Annotated in this window: 23 protein-coding genes; 7 read left to right on the top strand and 16 right to left on the bottom strand. The window is 43.3% G+C overall.

From position 1 onward, the window contains the following. Positions 1-254: 254 nt before the first annotated feature. The 9 genes from RIE73_RS10825 to RIE73_RS10785 all read right to left on the bottom strand — a co-directional run bounded on the left by RIE73_RS10825 (position 255) and on the right by RIE73_RS10785 (position 8065). Positions 255-392 (bottom strand): photosystem II reaction center protein K, encoded by a 138-nt coding sequence (locus RIE73_RS10825; RefSeq protein ID WP_446401195.1) that lies wholly within the window; start codon positions 390-392, stop codon positions 255-257. Positions 393-539: 147 nt separating this feature from the next. After that, positions 540-806, bottom strand: coding sequence for a 50S ribosomal protein L27 (gene rpmA, locus RIE73_RS10820; RefSeq protein WP_446401194.1), 267 nt, complete (start codon positions 804-806; stop codon positions 540-542). A gap of 40 nt (positions 807-846) precedes the next feature. Next, on the bottom strand, positions 847-1290 hold the full coding sequence (gene rplU, locus RIE73_RS10815) for a 50S ribosomal protein L21 (RefSeq protein WP_446401193.1): 444 nt from the start codon (positions 1288-1290) through the stop codon (positions 847-849). A 304-nt stretch (positions 1291-1594) separates the two neighbouring features. Next, complete coding sequence (locus RIE73_RS10810) at positions 1595-2494, bottom strand: sulfotransferase family protein (protein ID WP_446401192.1); 900 nt, start codon at positions 2492-2494, stop codon at positions 1595-1597. Between the two features lie 110 nt (positions 2495-2604). Continuing rightward, positions 2605-3363 carry a sulfotransferase gene (locus RIE73_RS10805; protein ID WP_446401191.1) on the bottom strand — a complete coding sequence of 253 codons (759 nt, stop codon included), beginning with the start codon at positions 3361-3363 and terminating at the stop codon, positions 2605-2607. A gap of 30 nt (positions 3364-3393) precedes the next feature. Then, positions 3394-4575: a glycosyltransferase family 4 protein gene (locus RIE73_RS10800; RefSeq protein ID WP_446401190.1), complete on the bottom strand. Its 1182-nt coding sequence runs from the start codon at positions 4573-4575 to the stop codon at positions 3394-3396. Between the two features lie 41 nt (positions 4576-4616). Then, entirely contained in the window at positions 4617-6626 is a 2010-nt protein-coding gene (locus RIE73_RS10795) for an ABC transporter ATP-binding protein (protein ID WP_446401189.1), read from the bottom strand. Positions 6627-6662: 36 nt separating this feature from the next. Beyond that, entirely contained in the window at positions 6663-7871 is a 1209-nt protein-coding gene (locus RIE73_RS10790; protein ID WP_446401188.1) for a glycosyltransferase family 4 protein, read from the bottom strand. After that, the gene (locus tag RIE73_RS10785; RefSeq protein WP_006103233.1) at positions 7859-8065 is read right to left on the bottom strand and encodes a hypothetical protein; all 207 of its coding nucleotides are present in this window, start codon (positions 8063-8065) and stop codon (positions 7859-7861) included. The genes RIE73_RS10790 and RIE73_RS10785 overlap by 13 nt, the downstream gene beginning before the upstream one ends. 237 nt (positions 8066-8302) lie before the next feature. Between RIE73_RS10785 and gloB the strand changes: the two genes are divergently transcribed. The 3 genes from gloB (at position 8303) to dnaB (ending at position 11101) form a co-directional block, all read left to right on the top strand. Beyond that, positions 8303-9076, top strand: a complete 774-nt coding sequence (gene gloB, locus RIE73_RS10780; protein WP_446401197.1) for a hydroxyacylglutathione hydrolase — start codon at positions 8303-8305, stop codon at positions 9074-9076. A 170-nt stretch (positions 9077-9246) separates the two neighbouring features. After that, the gene (gene rplI / locus RIE73_RS10775) at positions 9247-9705 is read left to right on the top strand and encodes a 50S ribosomal protein L9 (protein ID WP_446401187.1); all 459 of its coding nucleotides are present in this window, start codon (positions 9247-9249) and stop codon (positions 9703-9705) included. Between the two features lie 52 nt (positions 9706-9757). Further along, the gene (dnaB, locus tag RIE73_RS10770) at positions 9758-11101 is read left to right on the top strand and encodes a replicative DNA helicase (RefSeq protein WP_446401186.1); all 1344 of its coding nucleotides are present in this window, start codon (positions 9758-9760) and stop codon (positions 11099-11101) included. 84 nt (positions 11102-11185) lie between these two features. Here dnaB and RIE73_RS10765 read toward each other — a convergent pair whose 3' ends face one another. Further along, positions 11186-11737, bottom strand: coding sequence for an FKBP-type peptidyl-prolyl cis-trans isomerase (locus RIE73_RS10765; protein WP_446401185.1), 552 nt, complete (start codon positions 11735-11737; stop codon positions 11186-11188). Positions 11738-11764: 27 nt separating this feature from the next. After that, positions 11765-12088 (bottom strand): phasin family protein, encoded by a 324-nt coding sequence (locus RIE73_RS10760; protein ID WP_044209078.1) that lies wholly within the window; start codon positions 12086-12088, stop codon positions 11765-11767. A gap of 206 nt (positions 12089-12294) precedes the next feature. Here RIE73_RS10760 and RIE73_RS10755 point away from each other — a divergent pair, with 206 nt between their 5' ends. The 4 genes from RIE73_RS10755 (at position 12295) to rnc (ending at position 15119) form a co-directional block, all read left to right on the top strand. Further along, positions 12295-12609, top strand: a complete 315-nt coding sequence (locus RIE73_RS10755) for a TIGR03792 family protein (protein ID WP_446401184.1) — start codon at positions 12295-12297, stop codon at positions 12607-12609. 11 nt (positions 12610-12620) lie between these two features. Continuing rightward, positions 12621-12992, top strand: a complete 372-nt coding sequence (locus tag RIE73_RS10750; RefSeq protein WP_446401183.1) for a hypothetical protein — start codon at positions 12621-12623, stop codon at positions 12990-12992. Between the two features lie 354 nt (positions 12993-13346). Next, positions 13347-14111, top strand: coding sequence for an NYN domain-containing protein (locus RIE73_RS10745; RefSeq protein WP_446401182.1), 765 nt, complete (start codon positions 13347-13349; stop codon positions 14109-14111). A gap of 324 nt (positions 14112-14435) precedes the next feature. After that, the gene (rnc, locus tag RIE73_RS10740) at positions 14436-15119 is read left to right on the top strand and encodes a ribonuclease III (protein ID WP_446401196.1); all 684 of its coding nucleotides are present in this window, start codon (positions 14436-14438) and stop codon (positions 15117-15119) included. Positions 15120-15212: 93 nt separating this feature from the next. Here the strand turns inward: rnc and RIE73_RS10735 are convergent, their stop codons facing one another. The 5 genes from RIE73_RS10735 to RIE73_RS10715 form a co-directional block, all read right to left on the bottom strand. Next, complete coding sequence (locus RIE73_RS10735) at positions 15213-17351, bottom strand: pentapeptide repeat-containing protein (protein ID WP_446401181.1); 2139 nt, start codon at positions 17349-17351, stop codon at positions 15213-15215. Then, positions 17341-19143 (bottom strand): protein kinase domain-containing protein, encoded by a 1803-nt coding sequence (locus tag RIE73_RS10730; RefSeq protein WP_446401180.1) that lies wholly within the window; start codon positions 19141-19143, stop codon positions 17341-17343. The genes RIE73_RS10735 and RIE73_RS10730 overlap by 11 nt, the downstream gene beginning before the upstream one ends. Before the next feature lie 252 nt (positions 19144-19395). After that, positions 19396-20040 (bottom strand): hypothetical protein, encoded by a 645-nt coding sequence (locus RIE73_RS10725; RefSeq protein ID WP_446401179.1) that lies wholly within the window; start codon positions 20038-20040, stop codon positions 19396-19398. A 692-nt stretch (positions 20041-20732) separates the two neighbouring features. Further along, entirely contained in the window at positions 20733-21488 is a 756-nt protein-coding gene (locus RIE73_RS10720) for an SDR family NAD(P)-dependent oxidoreductase (RefSeq protein ID WP_446401178.1), read from the bottom strand. 81 nt (positions 21489-21569) lie between these two features. Continuing rightward, the gene (locus RIE73_RS10715; RefSeq protein ID WP_446401177.1) at positions 21570-22415 is read right to left on the bottom strand and encodes an alpha/beta fold hydrolase; all 846 of its coding nucleotides are present in this window, start codon (positions 22413-22415) and stop codon (positions 21570-21572) included. Positions 22416-22594 lie beyond the last annotated feature (179 nt).

Below are 22594 nucleotides of genomic sequence, written 5' to 3'. Positions count from 1 at the left end.
CAGAAGTTTTGCAGTTTTTCCGAACTAGGAAAACATTCGGAAGTGCGTACCATCTAGAAACTCATGCGGTAGACAACTGTTACTGGAACCTGATTCTTCCAAGCTCACGGTTCAACGAAGTAACCGTGAGTAGTTGACTCTGGGTTCGTAGTAGGCACTTTAGTACCAGAAGCGCTCGCATCGCTTACTACAAACTCTAAAGTCAGTGTCATTTCCCCTAACTGGGTGTCCTTTGCCTAAATGATTTTGGGGATTTAACGGAAACCCACAGCTGCTTGCCAAACAAAGGCTAGCAGCAAGAAAAAGACGGGGATGACTGGGAGAACGTCTACGATAGGGTCAAAGATAGAGTAGGCTTCAGGCAATTTCGCCAACAGCATGGATGCTTCCATAGTTAAGTCTTCCTTTCTAACCGAATTTTCAGAATTGAAATGTATCTTAACATGAACGGGGTCACAACTGAGTTGGCTGTCACACCATTTATAGTTATAGGGACACGGCAATGCCGTGTCCCTACGGCTCCCCAACCTACAAAACGGTTAGGCTTTAGCTGCCATGGGGTAAATGCTCACTTTCTTGCCAGATTTACCCTTTCTCTCAAACGTCACCGTGCCATCAATCAGGGCAAATAGTGTATCATCTTTGCCGCGACCGACATTGGTACCGGGGTGGAATTTGGTACCACGCTGACGCACTAAAATGTTACCGGCTTTGACCACTTGACCGCCAAAGCGTTTAACGCCTAGCCGTTTGGCATTAGAGTCACGACCGTTACGAGTACTACCTGTACCTTTCTTGTGAGCCATAGTCTCCTCTTGTTTTAATCGTGTGAGTGGATTCCTATTCTTATTCTGAAGCAGTTTCAGATGTTGCTTCCGGTGCTGACTCCTCCGCCTCAGGTGGCATTACCTCTACAGGCGTTGCCGGAGTCGGTGTTTCCGTGGACTCAGCGCTAGTACCCGCTAACACTGAACCATTCATACTGATAGCATCAACCATCAGGCGGGTAATTTCCTGGCGATGTCCCCGCTTTTTGCGGGTTTTCTTCTTCGGCTTCATCTTGTAGACTAGGATTTTGCGATCGCGAAAATGTCGCATCACTGTTCCTTCGACGGTTGCTCCATCAACCCAAGGCTGACCAATGGTGACATCACCATTATTTTCCACCAGCAACACCCGTTCAATCGTAACTTTTTCTTCGGGTTCAACGGGTAGGAGTTCAATGTCGTAAAAACGACCGGGTTCAACTCGTAGTTGTTTTCCGCCTGTCTCAATAATTGCGTAACTCATGGAATTGTCCTTAAATGTAGCCGTACAGGTAGCTAGCTCATTAGTAGGTTAGGACTAAGACACACCATCAGATATACAAGCGACAGCACTGTCTAGCTTAACACTTGTACTCAGCCTAACGACTTTTCCTTAGTCCTAATCCCGTAGAGAAGCGATAAATCGCTGTGACTCTCAGGCTTTGAGCTGCTTTTGCTATATCTTTACCTGATCCGAGCAGGTGTAGAAAGGCAGCTTCTTATTCTGCCTTATAAATGCCGAATTTGTCAAGTTTTAGCAAAGTTTTTCTGCCCAAGTCGCTTCATTCTCAATACTCTAACCATTTTGATAAATCTCGCTGAAGCAACTCTTGAAGCTGAAGAATGTCTTCTCTATAAAATTCGACGAGTTGCTTGCGGACTTCTTGTGAAACTTTAGGTTTAACAAGATTTCCATTGTTAACAGTGAACGTAATTTGCTGGCGCAGTTTCTCGGAAAACAGTGGCTTCAACATCGATTTAATTGGGTTGGGTTTGTTAAAGAGTGCATATAAAGTTTTATTTTTGGGAGTGCGGCGGGATTCTCTAACTCTTTCGGATAAACAAGGAATAAATGTTTCGTTGACTTCTAAAAATTTAAAAATGTCTGGCAAAACACTGAAAAGATTATCATGAAAATCTTCATAGATATAAACTTTAATCTGATCACGTTCAAACACATCAATGTAGCGGTTCAGTTGGACATAGTATAACCCCCGTTTTCTGTAATGCCAAAAAGGCCACCAGTTATCTAATATTCGTTGTTCTTCTTGTTCAAGAGCTTGGGCAAAATCTGTTAATGGTTCACGACCTTGGTAGACCAAATGTAAAAAATTTGAATAAGCTCTATCAATTGGATTGCGAAGCATAGTAATCAGCTTCACATGAGGAATATAGTGTTTTATCCGTTTAACCGCCTTCGAGCTGTAAAGGTAGATTGTAGATGCTTCGCCAATCGCTATTTCATCGGTTACTTTATTAAATAGTGATTGATAGGCATCAATATTAGTCACAACTGACTTGGCTTCTTCGGAGTCATCGGGACCGCAAAAATTCAATGTTTCTCCTTCATAGGCAAAGAACTTTGGTTCTTTTGCAGGACTCATGTAAATTTGCGGATGCTGCTTTAAATATCTGTAAAGTGAAGTTGTTCCTGTTTTCGCCGCCCCTATAATTAAAAAATTAGGCATTATCATATTTTTGAATCCTTGAAATCAGTTTATTTGGATTAAATGCAACAAAATTTTTAAATAAAAAAACTAAACTTTATTTATTGATAAACTCATGTAATTACCACCATTTACTCTTTATAGTTAGCCAACTGACATAATTCTTCATAAACTTCATAAATCTTTGCCGATACAGGTTCAAATGAGTCAGAATTTTGTAAGGAAGCATCAGGAAAGTTACGGTCTACGTTGCCATCAATAAACTCTTCAATTTTATCAAGTCCTGTCCCTTCTAATACTTGATTATAGTGAATAAATAACCATTTACCTTTGTGTATATGGATTTTCAAAATGTGCTGATACATGAGTTCCCATACTTGCAGTGCTTGACCAAAATTTATTGAAAAATTATGTAAATATTTTTGCTTTTCACGAACTTTCAGTATGCTGGAAGCAGTTGCCGCTGGATGTCTAAATATACACAAAAATACAGTATCCATTAAAAATGGTCTCCAGGCAGGCAATGTATAACAGAAGCGAGGATCTTTAAAGCAAAAAGGTTGTTTCTGCGTTAATGATTCTATTTTTTCTGCTATTTCCTGAGAACAATGAACTTTTTTTTCCAAAGGTATTCTGGCAAGCCAGCGTTGATTTCTAGTCGGTCTGTTTTTGAAAAAATTTCCAATTATTCCTCTTGGTCGTGCAGGTACGACCTGACTCAATAATTCTTCATTAATAGCTTCAACATTTTTTGATTCAAAATAGCCCTTAGGATTGATTCGAGTTGGAGACATTATCCTATCTCCCATGAAATATCCTGCACCATTCAGAGTCCCAGCCACCATACTAGTTCCACTACGTCCTGAACCTAATATAATACAATTGAACATTTGCTATTTTCCTCCTCGTTACTTAATTAATTACATAATGCATTTTTTTATGTGACTCATAATTCTTGATAATCGATTTTCCCAAGAAAATTGACGGGCAAAACAAATTTGCTCTGAATAACCATTCACTCTTCGGGGATAGGTTTCTAGGGTATATTGAAGGCAATGAGCGAATTGATTGGGATTATCAGGTTCACACCAAACCGCAATCATATTTGTCTCCTTGAATTCCATTAATGGTGGGATTTCTGTTGCTACAATAGGAGTGCCAGACGCCAAATATTCAAAAAATTTGAGGGGTGAGGTAAACGTTGCTGCTTCGCCCGAACAGTGAGGATGAGCTAAAATATCGGCAGCTTGCAGTAAACTAGGCAAATGTTCGTGCTGAATGTAACCTAAGAACGTAACATTATCAACCTGTTTTTCCCTAGCTAGTTGCCGATAGGCTTGTACCTGCGATTCATCTCCTCCGGCAAAGGCAAATTGAATCTGGGGTAATTTTTTAGCAACATCAATTAGCAGATCAACCCCTTTAAATCGATACAATCCTCCTGAATATACTACCAAGTTTTGTCTTCCCTCGGCTAGCAACTTTTGTCGCCATTGTTTAGCTTTGTCAGGTTGTCGAACTAGAAATGATTGATTAAAGCTAAGATGAAGCTTGAGAATTTTCTCTGGTGGCATCCCTTTTTGAATCATTTTCTCGCGCACAGGTTCGGCAACTGTGACCGCTACTTGAAAGAGAGGATGCTGGACAATTTCTGGTTCATATTTATGGTTGGGATAGTGTTCTCGCTCGTAAATCACTGCAATGCCCGATTTAATAGCTATTTTCACCAAATTCCAATCTAAAGTATGCAAAATTTTAGTATGAGGAAAAATATGAATAGGAAAATAGTACTTGCAGACTATCGTACTGGGGTGAGTCCACTTTCCTCCAATTCGACCAATGGGCCACGGCATAGCGAGGGGAATAACTTTAAGTTTATTGTCAATATTGTAATATTTAACGATTTTTTCCTCTGGCTGGCTCAGGCGAAATGGATAAATCCAGTCAATGGGATTAAGGGACTGCTGTGGTTTCTGAAGATAGACTAAGACAGCGGGATAACCTAGGTTTGCTGCTGCATTAGCAGTATTAACATCATGAACTATATGAGCTTCTGGTTTAGGTAAGACATTTCTCGTGAAAAAAATATAATGTTTATTCATCGGATTGTTATATTTTTTTAAGTTTTTGAATAGGATAACGCCTATTTTTTTGCCATTCTAGCACTATTCTCAAACAATTCAATAGTCTTGAGAATATTGATAGCTGAACTATAAGATTCTTCTAGTAATTCATTCTCCTCTTCTGGAGTATCTACTAAGTCATCCGCTAACAACCGGATAGAACCGAGCATGGAATTGAGCATGGTTCGGACTTCGTGAGAGGCTTTCATTAAAGTGGGATTCGTTTTCGGCTTAGCTTGAGGATGTTCCGCAAATTGCATCTGGTACAATCGCGCATAATATCCGCCTTTGCGTAAAAGTTCGTCATGTTTCCCGACTTCCATCACACATCCTTTCTCTAAGACGGCAATTTGATCGGCGTTTTGCACCGTGGAAAGGCGGTGAGCAATCACTAGAGTAGTGCGATCGCGACTCAATTCCTCCAGCGCTTCTTGCACCAACCGTTCAGAAACCGTATCTAATGCACTTGTAGCTTCGTCCAGAATTAAGATATCCGGATTTTGTAAAATAGCGCGAGCAATAGCAAGGCGCTGACGCTGTCCTCCTGATAATAACACCCCGCGATCGCCAATCATCGTATCAAACCCTCCAGGGAGTTGTTCAATAAATTCTAAGGCATTCGCCCGTCGTGCTGCTTCAACGACCTCTTGTTCAGAAGCATCCGGTCGAGCATAAGCAATATTATCGTGAACCGAGGTATTGAACAAAAAGGTATCCTGGCTAACAATTCCCATATTATTGCGGAGACTTTTAATATCAAACTCCCGTAAATCGATTCCATCTAGGGTAATACTCCCCTCTGTGGGATCATAAAATCGTGGTAATAAATCTGCTAACGTTGACTTGCCCGCACCCGACGCTCCCACCAATGCTAATGTTGTTCCACGAGGTAAGTCTAAATCAACATCTTGTAAGACTAACTTGTTCGGTTGAGTCGGATAGGCAAAGGATAGCTGATGGAAATGAATTCCTTTTTTTAAGGGATGGTAAGGCTGAGAACCTTGGTTCATAAAGGGCTTATTATCATGACGCAAGAAGTCATGTGCCACTTCCACACTAGCCGAACTATTGGCTAAGGAACCCCTGGCTTTATTTAACTGAGAAATTAACGGTAAGAGCCGTTGCAGTAAGATAAGAAAACTTAGTAATACTGCCGATAGAGCCTCTATCTGACTGGCAAAAAATATGCGTCCCATAAACACAATCCCCAGCAAGCCAACAATGCTAGTCACTTCACCGACAGGTCCTATGGCTGCATTATTTGCCTGAGATCTAAAATCCGCCTTTTCGCGATCGCGAATTAGCTTTCGGATTCGTTGATACTCTCTCTCATCATTACCCGTCGCTTTAACCAGTCGAATTCCACTCAACGTTTCTAGCACAGCAATCGAATACGCTTTTGACATACTTGATAGCTGCTTACCAAATACCTTGGCACGACTAATCGAGTATTGATTGACTAAGGCGACAATCGCCACTAACACTGTTGAAGCTAACGTCAATTGCCAGGAAAGAGCCAGTAGCAAGGCGATAAAGACTAGGGCATTCGTTACCGTCACCATCATATTCAGTAAGGTGCTGACTTCCCCAGCCGCTCGACCAATTTCTGTCCCCAGCCGATTCACTAGATCACCGACTTTCATGCGAGAGTAGAAATCTATATCTACATCGAGCAATAATTTCACGCCGGCTTCTCGTAAATCACAGGTAATTCGACGTCTTAAGGAACTGGAGGCTAAGGTACTGGCGTAATTAGAAAGATTTTTTAAAATAATCAGTCCAACAATAGCTCCCGCCATAGCTACCAGCCGATAATTTTCCGGCAGGTTGTTAAAGGGTGCCATGATCGCCTGAAGAATTGGCGGTCCACTCTTTAAATCTAAGTCTATACCTAAAAGATTCAAAACGATAGGAGCAATTAGGGCTGTTCCTACACCGTTAAATAATCCACCCGATAATCCTAAGAGAACCGTTGTCGCCACTCGAACGGGATATCGTCTAATAACTTTTGATAATAGATTAGAAGCCATAGAGTATTATTAATTTAGTATAATCAACGCCTAAAACTATACTTGATTAATCAGGTCAGATAATATATCTGCCATTTTATCTATACTGTAATTCTCTACACACCTTTGTCTAGCTTTTTTCCCTCGACCAATTGCATTTGAATAATTTTGAAATATCCACTTAATTTTATCAGCAATTTGTTCAGGAGAACTAGCATCAACCAGATAACCCGTGTCTCCTAAAATTTCTGGAATGTCGCCAACGCGAGTTGATAAAATTGGTTTTCCCATTGCCATCGCATCAGTTAATTTCAGCGGAAACTGAGCTTTAGCGGCTGGAGTGTCTCGCTGAGGAACGACCACAATATGAGCTGCCGCAACCACTTCAGGCATTGCTGATACAGGTAACCTCGGTAGCTTGATCATCCAATGTCCCCATTTTTTCATCAGTTGATGATCATAATCATCGTAGGGACTTCCCCCAACAATGACAAGCCTTAAATCGGACTCATTTAATTGATCGAGCGCAATTAAAACATCTTCTACACCTTTATAAGGTCGTGGCGCTCCTGGAAACATGAGAACTCGATAATCAGCCAGACCATATCGTTTTCTACTGGTTTCTGGATTATACTGACTCGGATCGAATACTGTCGTATCTTTGCCCTGAGGTAGATATACACCACCAAACCGTTCTTGCATGAAATGGGTGTGAGTTGTGATCACATCAGCTTGAGAAACCAAACCTTCTGTCAACCTTAAATAAATAGGATGATTAGGATGTCTGAGAGCGCCGTCAGGTTTTAAAATATCTCTAGCGAATTGTTTTACGCTAGGACGGTATGTCCAGTCATCACCGCCGTACCAACTTAACTCCCAATCGTCTATATCTAATAGAACAGGACATCGGGTTTTAAATTTGTGAATGAGGGCGACACCAAAACTGGTTGGTTTTAATTTACTGGCATAAATAATATTGCCTTGAATATGCTTAATGAGAGTATTAATGGATATAATAAATTTTGGATAATTATAAGCTGGAATCGTAAGAATAGGAATTTCCGACTGCGGAATATATTGACTTTGCTCCTGGGGAACAAATCCTATAACTTCAACTTCATAATTAAGTTTTTGCAGAGCTTGATACAATAAAAAAGGTCGAACCGCGCCGCCCCACCTGCCCGATCCACTGCTTGATAAGTCACTGACAACTAATGAAATTTTTCGCTTGAGTTTCAACACGTTGTTCTTTTTTAACTGATCCACTGTAGTCGTCCCATTTGCCGTTCATCCAAGACCCGATTAATATAACTACGTTCCTCTTCGGTAACTTTATAGTCAGAAAGCATCGTAGTCACCAACTGAAGATACTCCCAACGGCTCAATTGACCTGTATCGAGAATCCGATCAACAATTTGGGCGATCGCGGGACTAGAGGGGCGTTGAACAGTTCCTGCCATGGGCGGTTACTTGTTTTTAGGGCTGCACTAGAGTCTTGACTTACGATAGCCTAGTTAACCGAGATTCGTCATCTCAAGCTGAGTGAGCGGCAGTAGAGATAGGATGAAGGTTAAAGGCTCTTGAGTATTTCCATTACTAATCTAATGCCGATTGAGACGATTTGCCATTGAGGTGGTTGATCTGTCGAATACGGAAAATGATTGATCACAGACTTTTCTGAGGAGGAACGATTCAATATGCAAGTCCATCGACTACCAGCCCTTTCGGATAATTATATCTTTTTGCTGCATGAACCTGAACAGAACATTGCTGCTGTGGTTGATCCAGCCGAGGCTCAACCTGTATTACAGCATCTGGAAAAACTGGATGCCGAGTTAGTAACAATTTTTAACACTCATCATCATTGGGATCATGTGGGTGGAAATCAAGAATTAATTCAGCGATACCCTGATGTCTGTGTCTATGGCGGAACCCAAGATCGGGGCAGAATTCCGGGACAACAGGTATTTTTACAAGAGGGAGACGAGGTTCAGTTTAGCGATCGCACGGCTGAGGTCTTTTTTGTTCCCGGTCATACGAGCGGACATATTGCCTACTATTTTCCCCCGGTCACCAGCGATGATGTGGGTGAATTATTCTGTGGTGACACCATATTCGCCGGAGGATGTGGCAGGCTTTTTGAAGGGACACCCAAGCAAATGGTTGATTCCTTGAGTAAGCTGCGAAGGTTACCGGACAACACCCGTATCTGGTGCGCCCATGAATACACCCTCAAGAATCTTAAATTTGCCCAAACCGTTGATCCCAACAACCCAGACTTACAAAGTCGCTATACTGACGTCGAAGCCGCTCGTCGTCGAAAAGAGGCAACAGTCCCCTCCCTACTGGGCGTCGAAAAACGGACGAATCCCTTTTTGCGCTGGGAACAACCGACACTCCAAGAAGCCGTTAAGAGTACAGAACCCGTGCAAACCTTTGCCCGATTGCGGGGGATGAAGGATCAATTTTAACTTGGGAAGCAGGGGAAGCAATGTAGAGACGCGCCATGGCGCGTCTGGGAGCAGGGGAAGCTCAAAACTCCTCTCCCGGTGAGTTGCACTCGGATAGCAAATTTTCGTATGATTGGAATTCTGAGTGAGCATCAGTATCGAAGTTAAATAGCCCGTACCCAAAAAAGACAATGGCAAAACGTGTACAGTTAGTTTTAAATCAAGACGTTAGGAAGCTAGGCAAATCCGGCGAACTGGTGGATGTTGCTCCTGGCTATGCTCGTAATTATTTGATTCCCCATGGCATTGGCACCTTAGCCACTCCTGGCATTCTCAAGCAAGTTGAGCGGCGTAAAGAACAAGAGCGACAGCGTTTACTCGAAGAAAAGCGGCAAGCTGAAGCCCGTAAGACAGCACTAGAAACCATAGGTCGCTTTACCATCCGCAAGCAAGTGGGTGAACAAGAGGCAATCTTTGGTACAGTTACAGCATCTGATGTAGCGGAAGCTATTCAAGAAACCACCAACCAAGAGGTAGATCGTCGGGGAATTACCCTTCCTGATATCAGCAAATTGGGTTTCTACAAGGCACAAGTCAAGCTACATCCAGAAGTTACGGCGACTATAGAAATTCACGTTGCCCCGATGTAGAGACGGGTTGCTCCTCTATTCCTATGCCTTGTTGTACTCGCTATTTCTGGCGATGGCTCTAGACTTTAATCTTTCCATCACTAGCTCTATACCGCCTCAAAATATTGAGGCGGAGGAGTCGATTTTGGGTGGGATCATGCTTGATCCGGAAGCGATGAGTCGAGTGGTAGATTTATTGTCTCCAGAAGCCTTCTACGTTAGCGCTCACCAAGAAATCTATAGATCTGCCTTCATTCTGCACCATGAAGGTAAGCCAACGGATTTCATGAGCGTTAGCTCTTGGTTGTATGACCATAAATTGTTAGACAAAGTGGGGGGTCAGAGCAAGATAGCGCAGTTAATGGATCGCACGGTGTCAGCCGTGAATATTGACCGCTACGCGGCATTGGTGATGGATAAGTACCTGCGCCGTCAGCTTATCCAATCAGGAAATGAGATTGTTCAATTGGGTTACGAGATGCATAAGGAGTTGGACTTTGTTCTTGACCAAGCGGAACAGAAAATTTTTAATTTGACTCAAGTGCGTCCCCAACAAGGATTAGTGCCAATCGCTGAGACATTAATTCAAACCTTTCAGGAAATCGAAACCCTTCATGAAGGACTTGCCTTACCGGGTATACCCTCTAATTTCTATGACTTGGATGCGTTAACGGGTGGGTTTGGGCGTTCGGATCTGATTATTGTAGCAGGAAGACCCTCAATGGGTAAAACTAGCTTTGCGTTGGCAATGGCTCGCAATATTGCCGAAAGATTTCCTGTAGCAATTTTTAGTCTAGAGATGTCCAAAGCGCAATTAGTCCAGCGGCTTTTATCCAGCGAGGCGGGGGTTGAAAGTAACTATTTGCGAACGGGGCGAATTAGTCAAAATCAATGGGAACCTCTCACCCAAGCCCTGGGGACGTTATCAGAATTACCGATTTATATTGAGGATACGCCTAACCCCACCGTCATGCAGATGCGCTCTAATCTGCGGCGTCTCCAGGCGGAACAAGGGGGAACGCTGGGATTGGTTTTGATCGATTACTTACAGTTAATGGAAGGGAGTGGTAGTGATAATCGTGTCCAAGAACTGTCACGGATTACCCGTTCTCTCAAAGGGTTAGCCCGGGAACTGAATACTCCTGTGATCGCCTTATCTCAGCTTAGTCGAGGCGTAGAAGCGCGGACGAATAAGCGACCGATGATGTCCGATTTGCGAGAGTCGGGTTCGATTGAGCAAGATGCGGATTTAGTGATTATGTTGTATCGGGATGAGTATTACCATCCGGATACGCCTGACCAAGGGATCACTGAAGTGATTATTACCAAACATCGCAATGGTCCAACTGGCGTGGTGAAGTTGATTTTTGACCCTCAGTATACTCGCTTCCGTAATCTCGCTAATCCCAATCAGTAAGGAGAGGGAACGGGGAACAGGGAACAGGGAACGGTTGTAGTCTCACCAGCCGCCTTGGGTGGAAACCCAAGGCTAAAAGCTCAATTAACTAATTTTTAGCAATTCCACATCGAAAATTAGAGTCGCGTTGGGTGGAATCACGCCACCTGCACCACGGGAACCATACCCTAATTCGGGGGGAATGATCAGCCGTCGCCGTCCACCAACTTTCATTGTGGCAATACCTTCATCCCAGCCTTTGATCACCCGTCCTGCACCGAGTTTAAAGGAAAACGGACGGTTGCGATCGCGGGAACTATCAAACTTGGTGCCATCCTCCAAGGTTCCAGTATAGTGAACCACCACGGTTTGACCTTTTTGGGGTTGTGCGCCTTCGCCTTCTTCGAGTTCAATATATTTTAAACCCGATGGTGTGGTAACAACCTCCTGCTCGGTATTCTGTTCCTCAGTTGAATCTGTACTCATGGCAATTGCTTGATTGTCAGCAGTTGGGCTAGCCTGGGTGACTTGGGTTAGGGATTGAGGTTGGGTTGGGTTGAGTTCGTCAGCGGTTGCACTCCCACGACTGAGTTGAGTCACCACCAACAACAATCCACAGGCAACAATAACGCCTAAGCTGATTAAAATATCTCTCAAAATCTGTCCTCCTGATTCAATGTTTGATTAACGCCACAGCTTATTTTCTAAATCCCGCACTTGACGTTCCAACCGATCAATGCGCCCCCGCAATTCATCCACCTCCGTTTGCCGAGGCACACCTAACTCCTGCAACAGATGCCGTAGCTGTCGTTCCATGTTGACTTCAAAGTTACCTTGCTCCGATTTAATCTGCTGCACCATATCATCAACGAATCCTTGGGCTTGCTCTGGATTAATTTTTCCATCTTTTACCCATTCATCGCTAACTTCTCGCAGTTTGTCTGCGACCATGGATGTTGTGCCTACACCAACCATCAATAACTGCTTCAGCCAATCTCTATTATCCATACACTGTTCCTGTAACTCGGTGCTAACCCTAGGATAGGGGAAGGGAGGTTGATTCCAACCCCCAGTTCCATTTTGTGCTATCTTGCCCACAACTGCTGCCGTATTTACCCGCCCTTCTAGAGCAGCAGCGGCAGAGAAACGACCATGTGTGACTTCAACTGGTTATGATTCAACCGTTTGCACAGTAACCGATCCAGCGTATTGATATGGTAATTGAGTATCTTAAAATTAGAGTCTCGCCCGAACTTCGGGAAAGATTTATTCAGAAAGATGCCAAAATCTGGACATCGATGCTGGCTAGCTGTCCAGGATTCATCAGCAAAGAAGTCTGGATTGAGCCAGAAACACCCACCGAAGTCATCTTGATTATTCGTTGGACAAGCCGCGAACAGTGGAAAGCCGTTCCACAAGAGCAGTTGGATAAAACCCAACAGCAGTTCGACAAAGAGTTTGGCAAAGATTATCAGATGATTCAGGCGAGTGAATATCAAGTGAGAAAATTTCCCCAAACACCCAGCTAACGTTAGACCTGATGTCCAATTGTCCCCGTTGCCATCAATCTATCAGTAATCGAGAAATTACTTGTCCTCATTGCGGCATGATTCTCAAAGCCTACGGTCATCCGGGTATTACCTTACACCGAGCCGTGGAACAAGAGTATTTGTGTGAAACTTGTCTCTATCATGCCGATGATACTTGTACGTTTCCTCAACGTCCTTATGCCAAGGAATGCACCCTTTACACGGATAAAGACCAGTCTCCGCTCGAACCTGAGCCGATTTATATGCCGCGTCGTAGTCTCTTACAAGCGGCGAAATTGTGGTGTCAGCGTCACCCAGCCGTAGTTGGGTTACTGGGATTGTTTGCCGTTAGTATTGTGTTTACCTTACTCTCTAACTCCTGATATAGCTGCCTAACCACAACCAATGATTTGCTGAGATTATGGCATAGTCAAGTAAAAAATGATTGACATTTAGTCTGGGATCGGCTAGCCTATCGGTAGACAGCATTAATATCTCGCCAGCTAATGGGCAGGATGTTGGTTGCGGTCTCAGCTTTAGGATATGAATTCTGTAGTTTAATAATAGCTGTAGAGTTCATCTGCTGAAGCTGAGACTTTAACCTAACAGATGAGTCATTAGTGAAGCTAGTTGGTTATGTAGGTATAGAGAGACTTTATATAAATCTCTTGAATCATCTCTATTACCTCTGATCTACTAATGCTGTCCAGTTAATTACCATTAGTTGGACAAAAACCATGACTTTAGTTTCTATTTATTGGGATCTTCAGAACGTCTACTCAATGCAAAAGTCAGCTCATTTGTTGCTGTCCTTTGCTCAAACACAAGGACTGATGCTTGCCCAAAATGTCTACTATAATTCACAATGTCAAAACCAAGCTCAAGCCAAAGAACCTCTATCCAATCTAGGATTTGACTGTCGTGATGTTCCTTGTAATCTCAAAAACAGCGCTGATAATCAATTGATAGCGGATTGTCTGGAGGATATAGCCAGTAATCGTTCTCCAGACCTAATTATTCTTGTGTCAGGAGATGGAGATTTTTGCCCATTGGTTCGCAATCTGCAAAGCTTGGACAAAAAGGTGATAATCTTTGCCCAGCTCGGCAATGTGAAACAAAAGCTAAAGGAGCTTGTTCAAGATGACTTCTATTTTGTAGACCAATTGCCTAAGTTAGTTCAAGTTACAACTAATCCTCAGACTACTGCCGTTAAAGCACAGCTTATTTACGAAGAGGCTATCGATTGTTTAAGAAATGCAATCCAAACAGCATTAAATCAGGGTCAACGTACATCCCTTTCCAAAATTGGCAAACTGATGCGTCATAATCCGCATTTTCCTAAGTGTAGTAAATTCCCATTAGTTTGTAAATCTGATGGCACAACCTTCTCGAAATTGAGTAAATTTGTTAATGCCGCTATTGCCGAGGGGATAGTCTACGCCAAAACGACAGGTAAAGAGCCAGAATTATTTTTGAGCGAGAGAAATCGATTGCTTGTCTAAATCTTCTTTACCTAGATGTAAATAAACTTAAATCATCTCGGTTACGTAGTATAACTGAGGTGATTTAGATTCATGCTAATCGCGTTTATTTATATCAAACCATTTCACCTAACTTTTCACGGGAAGTCTAGACACTATTGTAGAGGCGTGCCATGGCGCATCTGGGCGGGTTTAATCACTTATGGGTGCAACCGAAAAGATGGTTGTGAAAGTGAGTCCCTACAGAGACACCACATACCGTGAAAAGTCCAACCCTGTCACTTCATTACTTTTGAACATTAAACTTCTATGCTAGTAACCTTTCCCACAACGAGTAAGTTAGAAATGCGTCAACTTCCAACTATCAAAAATGAAACGCTCCAACTCAGCGCCCTAACACACCGTTCCTACGTCAACGAACACCCAGATGCTGGTGAACATAACGAACGCTTAGAATTCCTTGGTGACGCTGTATTAGGTTTTGTCGTTGGTGAACTCCTCTACCATCGTTACCCGGATTTAAGCGAAGCTCATTTGACCCGTCTACGTTCTAATTTAGTGGATGAGAAGCAATTGGCGAAATTTGCCAGCCAACTTGGTATCGGTGAACTGATGCGATTGGGTAAAGGTGCGGATAAAGAAGGGGGACGCCAAAATCCCGCTTTACTTAGCGATACCTTTGAAGCTTATATGGCGGCATATTATATAGAATCTGGAATTGACGCCGTTCGCCAATTTATTCACCCACTTTTCAGAGATGTAGCTGATAGTATAGTTTTTCAAACATCCGATGCTGAACCCAAAAACTTAGTGGATGCTAAAGGTCGATTTCAGCAATGGGCGTTAGCTACTTTTGTCGAAAACCCGAAATATTCTATTATCGATGAGTCTGGACTCGACCATGCCAAGGAATTCACGGCTGAAGTGCGCGTAAAAGGCAAAGTTTACGGTGTTGGCAAAGGTCGCCGTAAACAAGATGCTGAAAAACGTGCGGCGAAAGCAGCGCTTAAAAAAGTTGGAGTTGAATAAATTAAGGGATTATAGCAACCGCCATAGCTGTTAGGATACATCATTTATGTAGAGACGTTGCATGCAACGTCTCTACAATGGTGTCTTTGTCTCTTAAGGTGTCATAGTCCAGCATCTAGGACGCTGATTGGCATCTGCACATTTAGTGCCATCTGGGATAATTGCGCCTTGGAGGTTAGCCCCGATCAAGTTAGCACCAGACAAGTTAGTATTCCTGAAATCAGCATCCTGAAGATTTGCAAATGTCAGGTTTGTCCCCGTCAGGTTAGCATTTCTCAAATCGGCTCCTTCAAGGTTGGCATCTTTCATATAAGCCGTAACCAGTTCAGTACCTTTCAAGTTAGCTCCCTTTAAGTTAGTGCTAGTCATGCCAGCACCAGTTAAATCATTACCCTCCAAATCAACATAGGCTAAATTTAATTCGGATAGAATGGCACGAGCTAGGTTTGCCCCCTGAAGTTTGATATCTGTTAGCTTGGCATTCCTTAAGTTAGCAGAAGACAAATTAGCTCCCTCTAGATTAGTTCCTTGTAGATTCGCTCCTGACAAGTTGGCATGGTTCAAATTAGCGTCCGACAAGTTGGCTCCAGCCAGGTTAACACCTGCTAAATGAGCTTCTGCTAGGTCAGTTCCCACTAAATTCAGACCAGCACCGCCTTGATTCACAATCTGCCAAACTAAACGCCATTTTTGGTTAAATTGGGTCGCTTGGTTAATTTGAGTGGCTCGTAAAATGGCTTCTTTTAGATTAGAATCAGTCAAATTAGCTGCCGATAAATTAGCATTGGATAAATTGGCACGGGACAAGTCCGCATTCTGTAAATTGGCTTTGAGTAGATTGGCAAAGGTTAGTCTAGACTGCACTAAGTTAGTATTTTGGAGATTCGTACTTTCTAAATTAGCTTGCTCTAGTCGAGTATCTTCTAGGTCAGCATTTGCCAAATCAGCTTCGGCTAAATTGGCATTTCTTAAGTTGGCACTGACTAAGCTAGCACTGGTTAGATTAACCGCCTTGAGATTAGCTCCTTCTAGATTCGTTTCTCTCAAATAGCTATGGCTTAAATTCGCTCCCTCTAGATTTACCCTTGCTAGGTTAGCTCCCTTGAGATTGGCTCCTGCTAAATTAGCCCCTGCCAAATTAGCTCCCGTGAAGCTAGTATTCCATAGCTTTGCATTCCGCAAATCGCACTTGGGACAATCTCCGGTGTTAAACAACTGATTAAGCGCCGCTTGAGACGGTTGAACTTGCCGATTTGGAGCCGTGACTTCACTACCAGTCGTGGCTTCTCTTTCTAGTAACTTAGATGAAGTGACGAAAAAAAGACCAACAGCAACAATTCCTAATACAGGAATCAGAGCGGCGGTTTTAGGAACATGAACAAGTCTGTCTCTAATTGAACTCTTCTCAACACTCCCAATTGATTTCAAAGCCGTTAAAGCCATTGCCGCACTGGGATAGCGATGTTTGAGATTAGATGCGGTCATTTTTTCTAGCCACTGAACAAATCTAGGGTTCAGTGTTGGTAGCAGGGACTTGAAATTGAGTTGAAAACGTTCATCAATCAAGTTAGCGATTTGGGTAGATGAAGTTCTGGTCAGTAAGCAAATTAGCGTCATTCCTAAACTGTAAAGATCTGAAGCTATCGTTAGTTGACGATTAAACATTTGCTCTGGAGGCATAAACCCCAATGTACCTTTCACCATACTACTAACGGCAACATCAGAGCTAGCTATTCGAGCTAATCCGAAATCGACCAAGTACACCCTGAACTGTTGACAACGATCAACTAGAATATTTTCTGGTTTAATATCCCGATGAATTAGTGGAGGATTCTGCTGCTGGAGGTAAACTAAAACGTTTAATATAGCAATAGCAATTTGCTGAACCTCCTGGGGAGTAAAGTGGCGCGGTTGAGCCAGGGAGGGAGCCTTTTTGTACTCCTGGACTAAACACAAGCCTGTGGAAGTTTCAAAATAATCAAGGTAGCGGGGTATACTCGGATGATTTAAATGTTTCAGTAGTTTAATCTCTTGATAAATTGAGTTATATCCTGCCCAATCGCTGCTAGATTTAGCAAACTGAAACTGCTTAATCACGACAAATTGATTAGTCGTTTTAGGTTTAGCTAAATAAGTAACTCGTCCACCGGGATTATTGCTGCCAAGTTCTCGCAGAATTTGATAGCCTTGCTGCTCGAAATTTGGATAATTGCTAACTCTATTAACGCCCATGACGAAATTCCTGCCATTCACTCTTTAGTCCTTCTCGTCCATCTGCATCTATAGCCCAAACTCGCCATCGCCTCAATCCAGCACCCCCCTCTGTATAGGTAAAGCTAGTTGTTTTAACCTCTTCTAATTTATAGGTACCGCAATTATTTGGTTTACGTTCAGAACACCATGTCCTAGCTTGGTGGTAGTAGACATCAATTTCAACTCTATAGCTATTTGCGCCTGATACTCTTGTCCAACTTAGAGTTGTTGTGCGTGGGTAGCTATTAAGGACAGTCCCGTTAAGTGGGTGAATGGGTTTTGGTGGATTTAAGGTTGTATCGGTTGGATTAACTGGTATAGGGATATTAGCTACAGGTGAAAATATGTCTTGTTTACTATACGTATAATTATGAATAAGTTTTGGATTTGAACTATCAACGTTTACTGACTGGATGTCGAATACCAGCCAGTATTTTGACAAATCCCTTGGTCGGGGAATTGAGAAACGAATGGGATGATAATTAGCAAAAGAATAGGTATCACCTACTTTCATTTCTATGTTCATCTCATGACTTTGATGGTTTATTCCTTTCCAGCCGTTCGGTGAATCTGATGCGAGACCAACACTAATAGCCGTGACCAAGTTTTTCCCTTGATATCGTGTTTCGCGGCGAATGATAGTTGTCTTGGTCAGCGTTATCTCAATAACTGTCGGAGAAACGCTGTATGAGCCTTCAAATTTTGTGTCAAATTTTGTCCCAAATAAACCGTTATTTTCTGAAAAAATGTAAAAAGGGACAGACTCATTTGAGGGAGTGTAGATTGGCTTGACACCTGAATTTGACTCAACGGGTGAATTGTTAGAATCTGCCAATTTTACAGTATTTTCTTTGGTCAAAAACCTCGGCAGCACCCACAAGCCAATTATAGCTATCATAACGACAGGAATGCCCCGCTTCGATGTAACCAAGTTGCCAAACTGTTGCCAGACAGTGACTCGGTTAGCTATATCAATTGGCTTGAGTGCCTCTAGTGCAACAGCCGCATTGTCAAAGCGATCGTTTAGATTAGGCGCAACCATTTTTGAGAGCCAGCCCACAAATTGCGGATTAAGCGTTGAGAGATGAGATTTAAAATTGAAGTGGAAAGATGCATCAATCAAGTTGCCAATTTCGGCAGATTTGGTCTCAGTCAACAAACAAATTAAAGTTGCGCCTAAGCTATACAAATCAGAGGCGGCTGTAAGCTGACAATTAAAAACCTGTTCTGGTGGCATAAACCCCAACGTCCCTTTGACCATGCTGCTCACAGTCATAGTCTCACTTTCCGTTCGAGCAAAACCAAAATCGACTAAGTAAATTTTTAAGCTACCCTGTCGGCTGACTAAAATGTTTTCCGGTTTAATATCCCGATGAATTAGTGGAGGATTCTGCTGCTGGAGGTAAACTAAGACATCTAAAACACCAAGAGCAATTTGCTTAATTTCTAGGAGTGTTAAATGATGATAGTGAGCCAGAGAAAGAGCATTTTTGTACTCTTGAACTAAGCAGCAGCCGTTTGAAGTTTCAAAGGATTCAAGGTAGCGGGGAATACTTGGATGATTTAGTTGTCGCAGCCATTCAATTTCTTGCTGAACTGACTTGTAGTCTGACCAGTTGGATTGAATGGTAGCGAACTGGAATTGCTTGATTACAACAAGCAACTGAGTCTCTATACGCTCAGCTAGGTATGTAATGCGACCACTAGCCCAGTTATGTCCGAGTTCCTTGATAATGCGATAGCCCCGGCGTTTAATTTCTGGATTACCCATAGCCCTAGAAGACGATGTGAGATATTTTTGTCTAATTGGACTGGCGTAGTCTGAAGGTAAGTACCTGGACATAAAGTCTGTACGCTGTACTAAGAAATATTAACAAGCCTCAAACCCTTACTGTTGCCTGTTGCCTGTTCCCTGTTTCCTAATCTCAACCGTTAACTTTAATTTTGTCTGACTACTTATGCCTGATAAAATTATAAATTCCCGTTGACGAAAATACGCTTTATTGTAATAATTTGAAACTCTCTAATAAGTCACCCCAAAGTTCTGGAGTAATAGTTGCTGCCAAAAAGGTGCGAGAAACGCTTTAACAATCGCATCCGCCACAACTAAACCGATTCCCAATAGCAGATAAGTTTTGGGAAAAGGATGACGAGGAATTTTTCCTCTAATTTTGGCGATCCCATGTAGCCCTAAAGTAGTCAGGGCGATTCCAGTGGAGATATATCCCATCACTCGTAGCAATGACCAGGGGGGCCAGGCGATCGCCGCCGCTAGCCAGGGATTGGCGCTAATTGTGATTAGCTGCGCTACATAAAAGTTCATATAATTGAGCAACCACGTCCCCAGAAGTAACGCTGCACTTCCGAATGTAATCAGGGACAAAACGCAAAAGGCGATGTAATGTCGTAGATGAATAGGCAGAAACAAACGAGGTGAGCCTTCTGCACCTTCCCCAGTTTCAATCCAGTGAAACATCTCTTCGGTATAGGTTGTACCGCTTAAGACCACCTCAGCCGCTCTTTCGGGGGCTATGGCTGTCGCACCCGCAACGGCAATACTTTGAAATACCGCCCACAGTAGCACCCATCCAAAGGCGTGGGAGTATCGACCTTGGCGAACATGGAACAGAAAAATGGGATACGGAACAGCTGCACCCAGAATTGGCATTAGCCAAGCTACGGCGAACACAAAACTAGCCGTTGTGGTCAATATCGCACCAACTGCTAGAAAGGTTATGGTTAATAGGGTTCCGAACCGATAAGTAGAGATAGAGCGATCGCCTCCTGAACCACAAAGTTAACCTAAGTTAACATTTTCTCTGATTAATGTAAACTTAAGTATCATTCCCTTGTCCGTTCAATCCAGGATGGTATTCTACTAATAGAGGCTTAAATGCTTCTAATGACAGATCGAACAAAGGCAGATTCGATAGCGACATTGAGATTCAACATAAGAGGTAAAAACACTGATTAAACTATCCCATCTGTCTCCTAACCAACTAACAGCAGCACACCCTTTCAACGCTGATATTTCCTAACCTGATGAATGGGGAGCGATGCGACTGAAACTTTGATTCAGTGCAACTCCATATAGGATTACTAAGATAGAGGAAATTGCTCAGTAAGTAAGTTGATCGGACGTGCTGCTGTTGTCTTATTGTAAATCTGAGTTAACTACCCCTTTTTGGTAGGGACAAGGCAGAGGGCAGAGGGCAGAGAGCAGAAGGAAAAGAGCAGAAGGAAAAGAGCAGAAGGAAAAGAGCAGAAGGAAAAGAGCAGAAGGAAAAGAGCAGAAGGAAAAGAGCAGAAGGAAAAAGCATCCCTACAGCGAAACCACTAAGACTTGCCAAAAAACAGCTTCTATCTGGCGCTATACCCACCGTCGATCACTAATTCAGACCCCGTAATAAAACTGGATTCATCCGACGCCAGAAACACCACAGCATAGGCGACATCGCTGGGTTTACCAATTCGACCAAGGGGATACATTTTGCCCAATTCTTCCTTGTTTTTCCCCCGCTCTTTAGCCCCGTAATCTGCCATCTGCGTATCGATAATACTGGGATGAACCGAGTTAATCCGTACCTGTTGGGGCGCGAACTCCATCGCCGCATCTTTGGTCATGGTGCGTACTGCGCCTTTACTTGCACCGTACAAGGTTTGCCGAGGGACACCGAGTAAGCCAGCCGTGGAAGAAATATTGACAATTGAACCGCCATCCTGTTGAGCCATTAATGGCGCACAATACTTCATGCCGAGGTAAACGCCTAAAGCATTGACATTCATCATTTTGTGCCAATCGTCTACCGTTGTTTTTGCCATTTCTTTGTAGAAGAGAATCCCGGCATTATTGACTAGGATATTGGGTACACCCCAGACACCTTGCGTTTCCGTTAAAACTCGTTGCCAATCCTCTGGTGAGGCAACATCGTGCTGGTAAAATTGAGCTTTGCCACCTGCCTGCTTAATTTGGCTGATGGTGTCTTGACTCTTTTGTTCGTCAATATCCGTTACCACCACCTTTGCCCCTTCTGATGCCAGTAGTCGTGCGATCGCCTGTCCAATACCAGCACCGCCACCTGTGACTAGAGCAATTGTGTTATCGACTCGACCCATAATGCTATGTTTACCCCATAGAATACTTAGACCTATCCGCCACAGTAGACAGAACCAGCTGTAATCTACATCTTTCTTGAGCTAGAGTTCGTCACCATGCAAAAATTGCCGCACCCCTTTGAGATAAACATCTGGGGCTTCTAACATCGGGAAATGAGCCGTATTCGGAATTTCCCAATACTCCACCTGTTCACTTAACGCGGCTGCCCGTTGTCCCAAAACAGAGGGAATAATCTGATCATATTCCCCAGCCACTAATAGCGTTGGTACAGTTAACTGGGCAAATTCCGATGGCATTACCTCCGCCGCATATTTACTCACCGACGTTAACATCGTCCCCAATGCGGCATCATAATCCGCCATGATAAAATCTTCCAAAAATGTCCGACTTACTGTTCCTGGTAGAGGACGATGCAAAAATCGTGCCATAAATAACGATCCGGCAAAGGGAATGCGTAAAAACCAGCGGGGGCGATATTTTACCACATAACCGCCAAATTTATGAAACGCGGCAAAGGATTTCTCGTCATATTCAAAAATACCGCTACAGGTTAAAATCGCCCGTTCCACTTGCTCCGGATAGCGGTTGAGAAACATTGTCGCCACCGATGCACCCAGAGAATGAGCATTAATATAGACACGCTTGAGGGCGAGCATCTCTAACAGTATCGCCAAATCTTCGGCGTAGTCCTCCATTTCATAGAGTAACCCAACCGGTTCTGCGGGCAGCCGCGATCGCCCAAATCCGCGCAAATCGTAAAGCAAACAATTAAATTGATCCGACAGCGCTTCCGCCGTACTCTGCCAATACCGCGCCGAACCGCCCCACCCATGAATGAACACCATCACAGGCTGATCATCCAACGGCTGGGACGCACCAATCCACTCGTAGTAATGATCGACGCCGCGAACGTTAACTAGAGGCATTCTCGATTCGTTTTGATACCACCACTGATAACAATGTTATGGTTATCCAAAACTTTGACGTTTTGAACTTAAGTAGGAACGGAGACCATAAACTCCCGCCGAGCCTAAAAGCTCCAAGTTGTGTGCCGCATTGTGGTCAGCATGGGCAAGGTAGCCACAATGAACACACCTAAAAGAGT

Source organism: Coleofasciculus sp. C1-SOL-03, assembly GCF_040220555.1.
GTDB lineage: Bacteria > Cyanobacteriota > Cyanobacteriia > Cyanobacteriales > Coleofasciculaceae > Coleofasciculus.
Note: the sequence above shows the minus strand (reverse complement) of the source record. Positions and strands in the feature narration are given on the sequence as shown.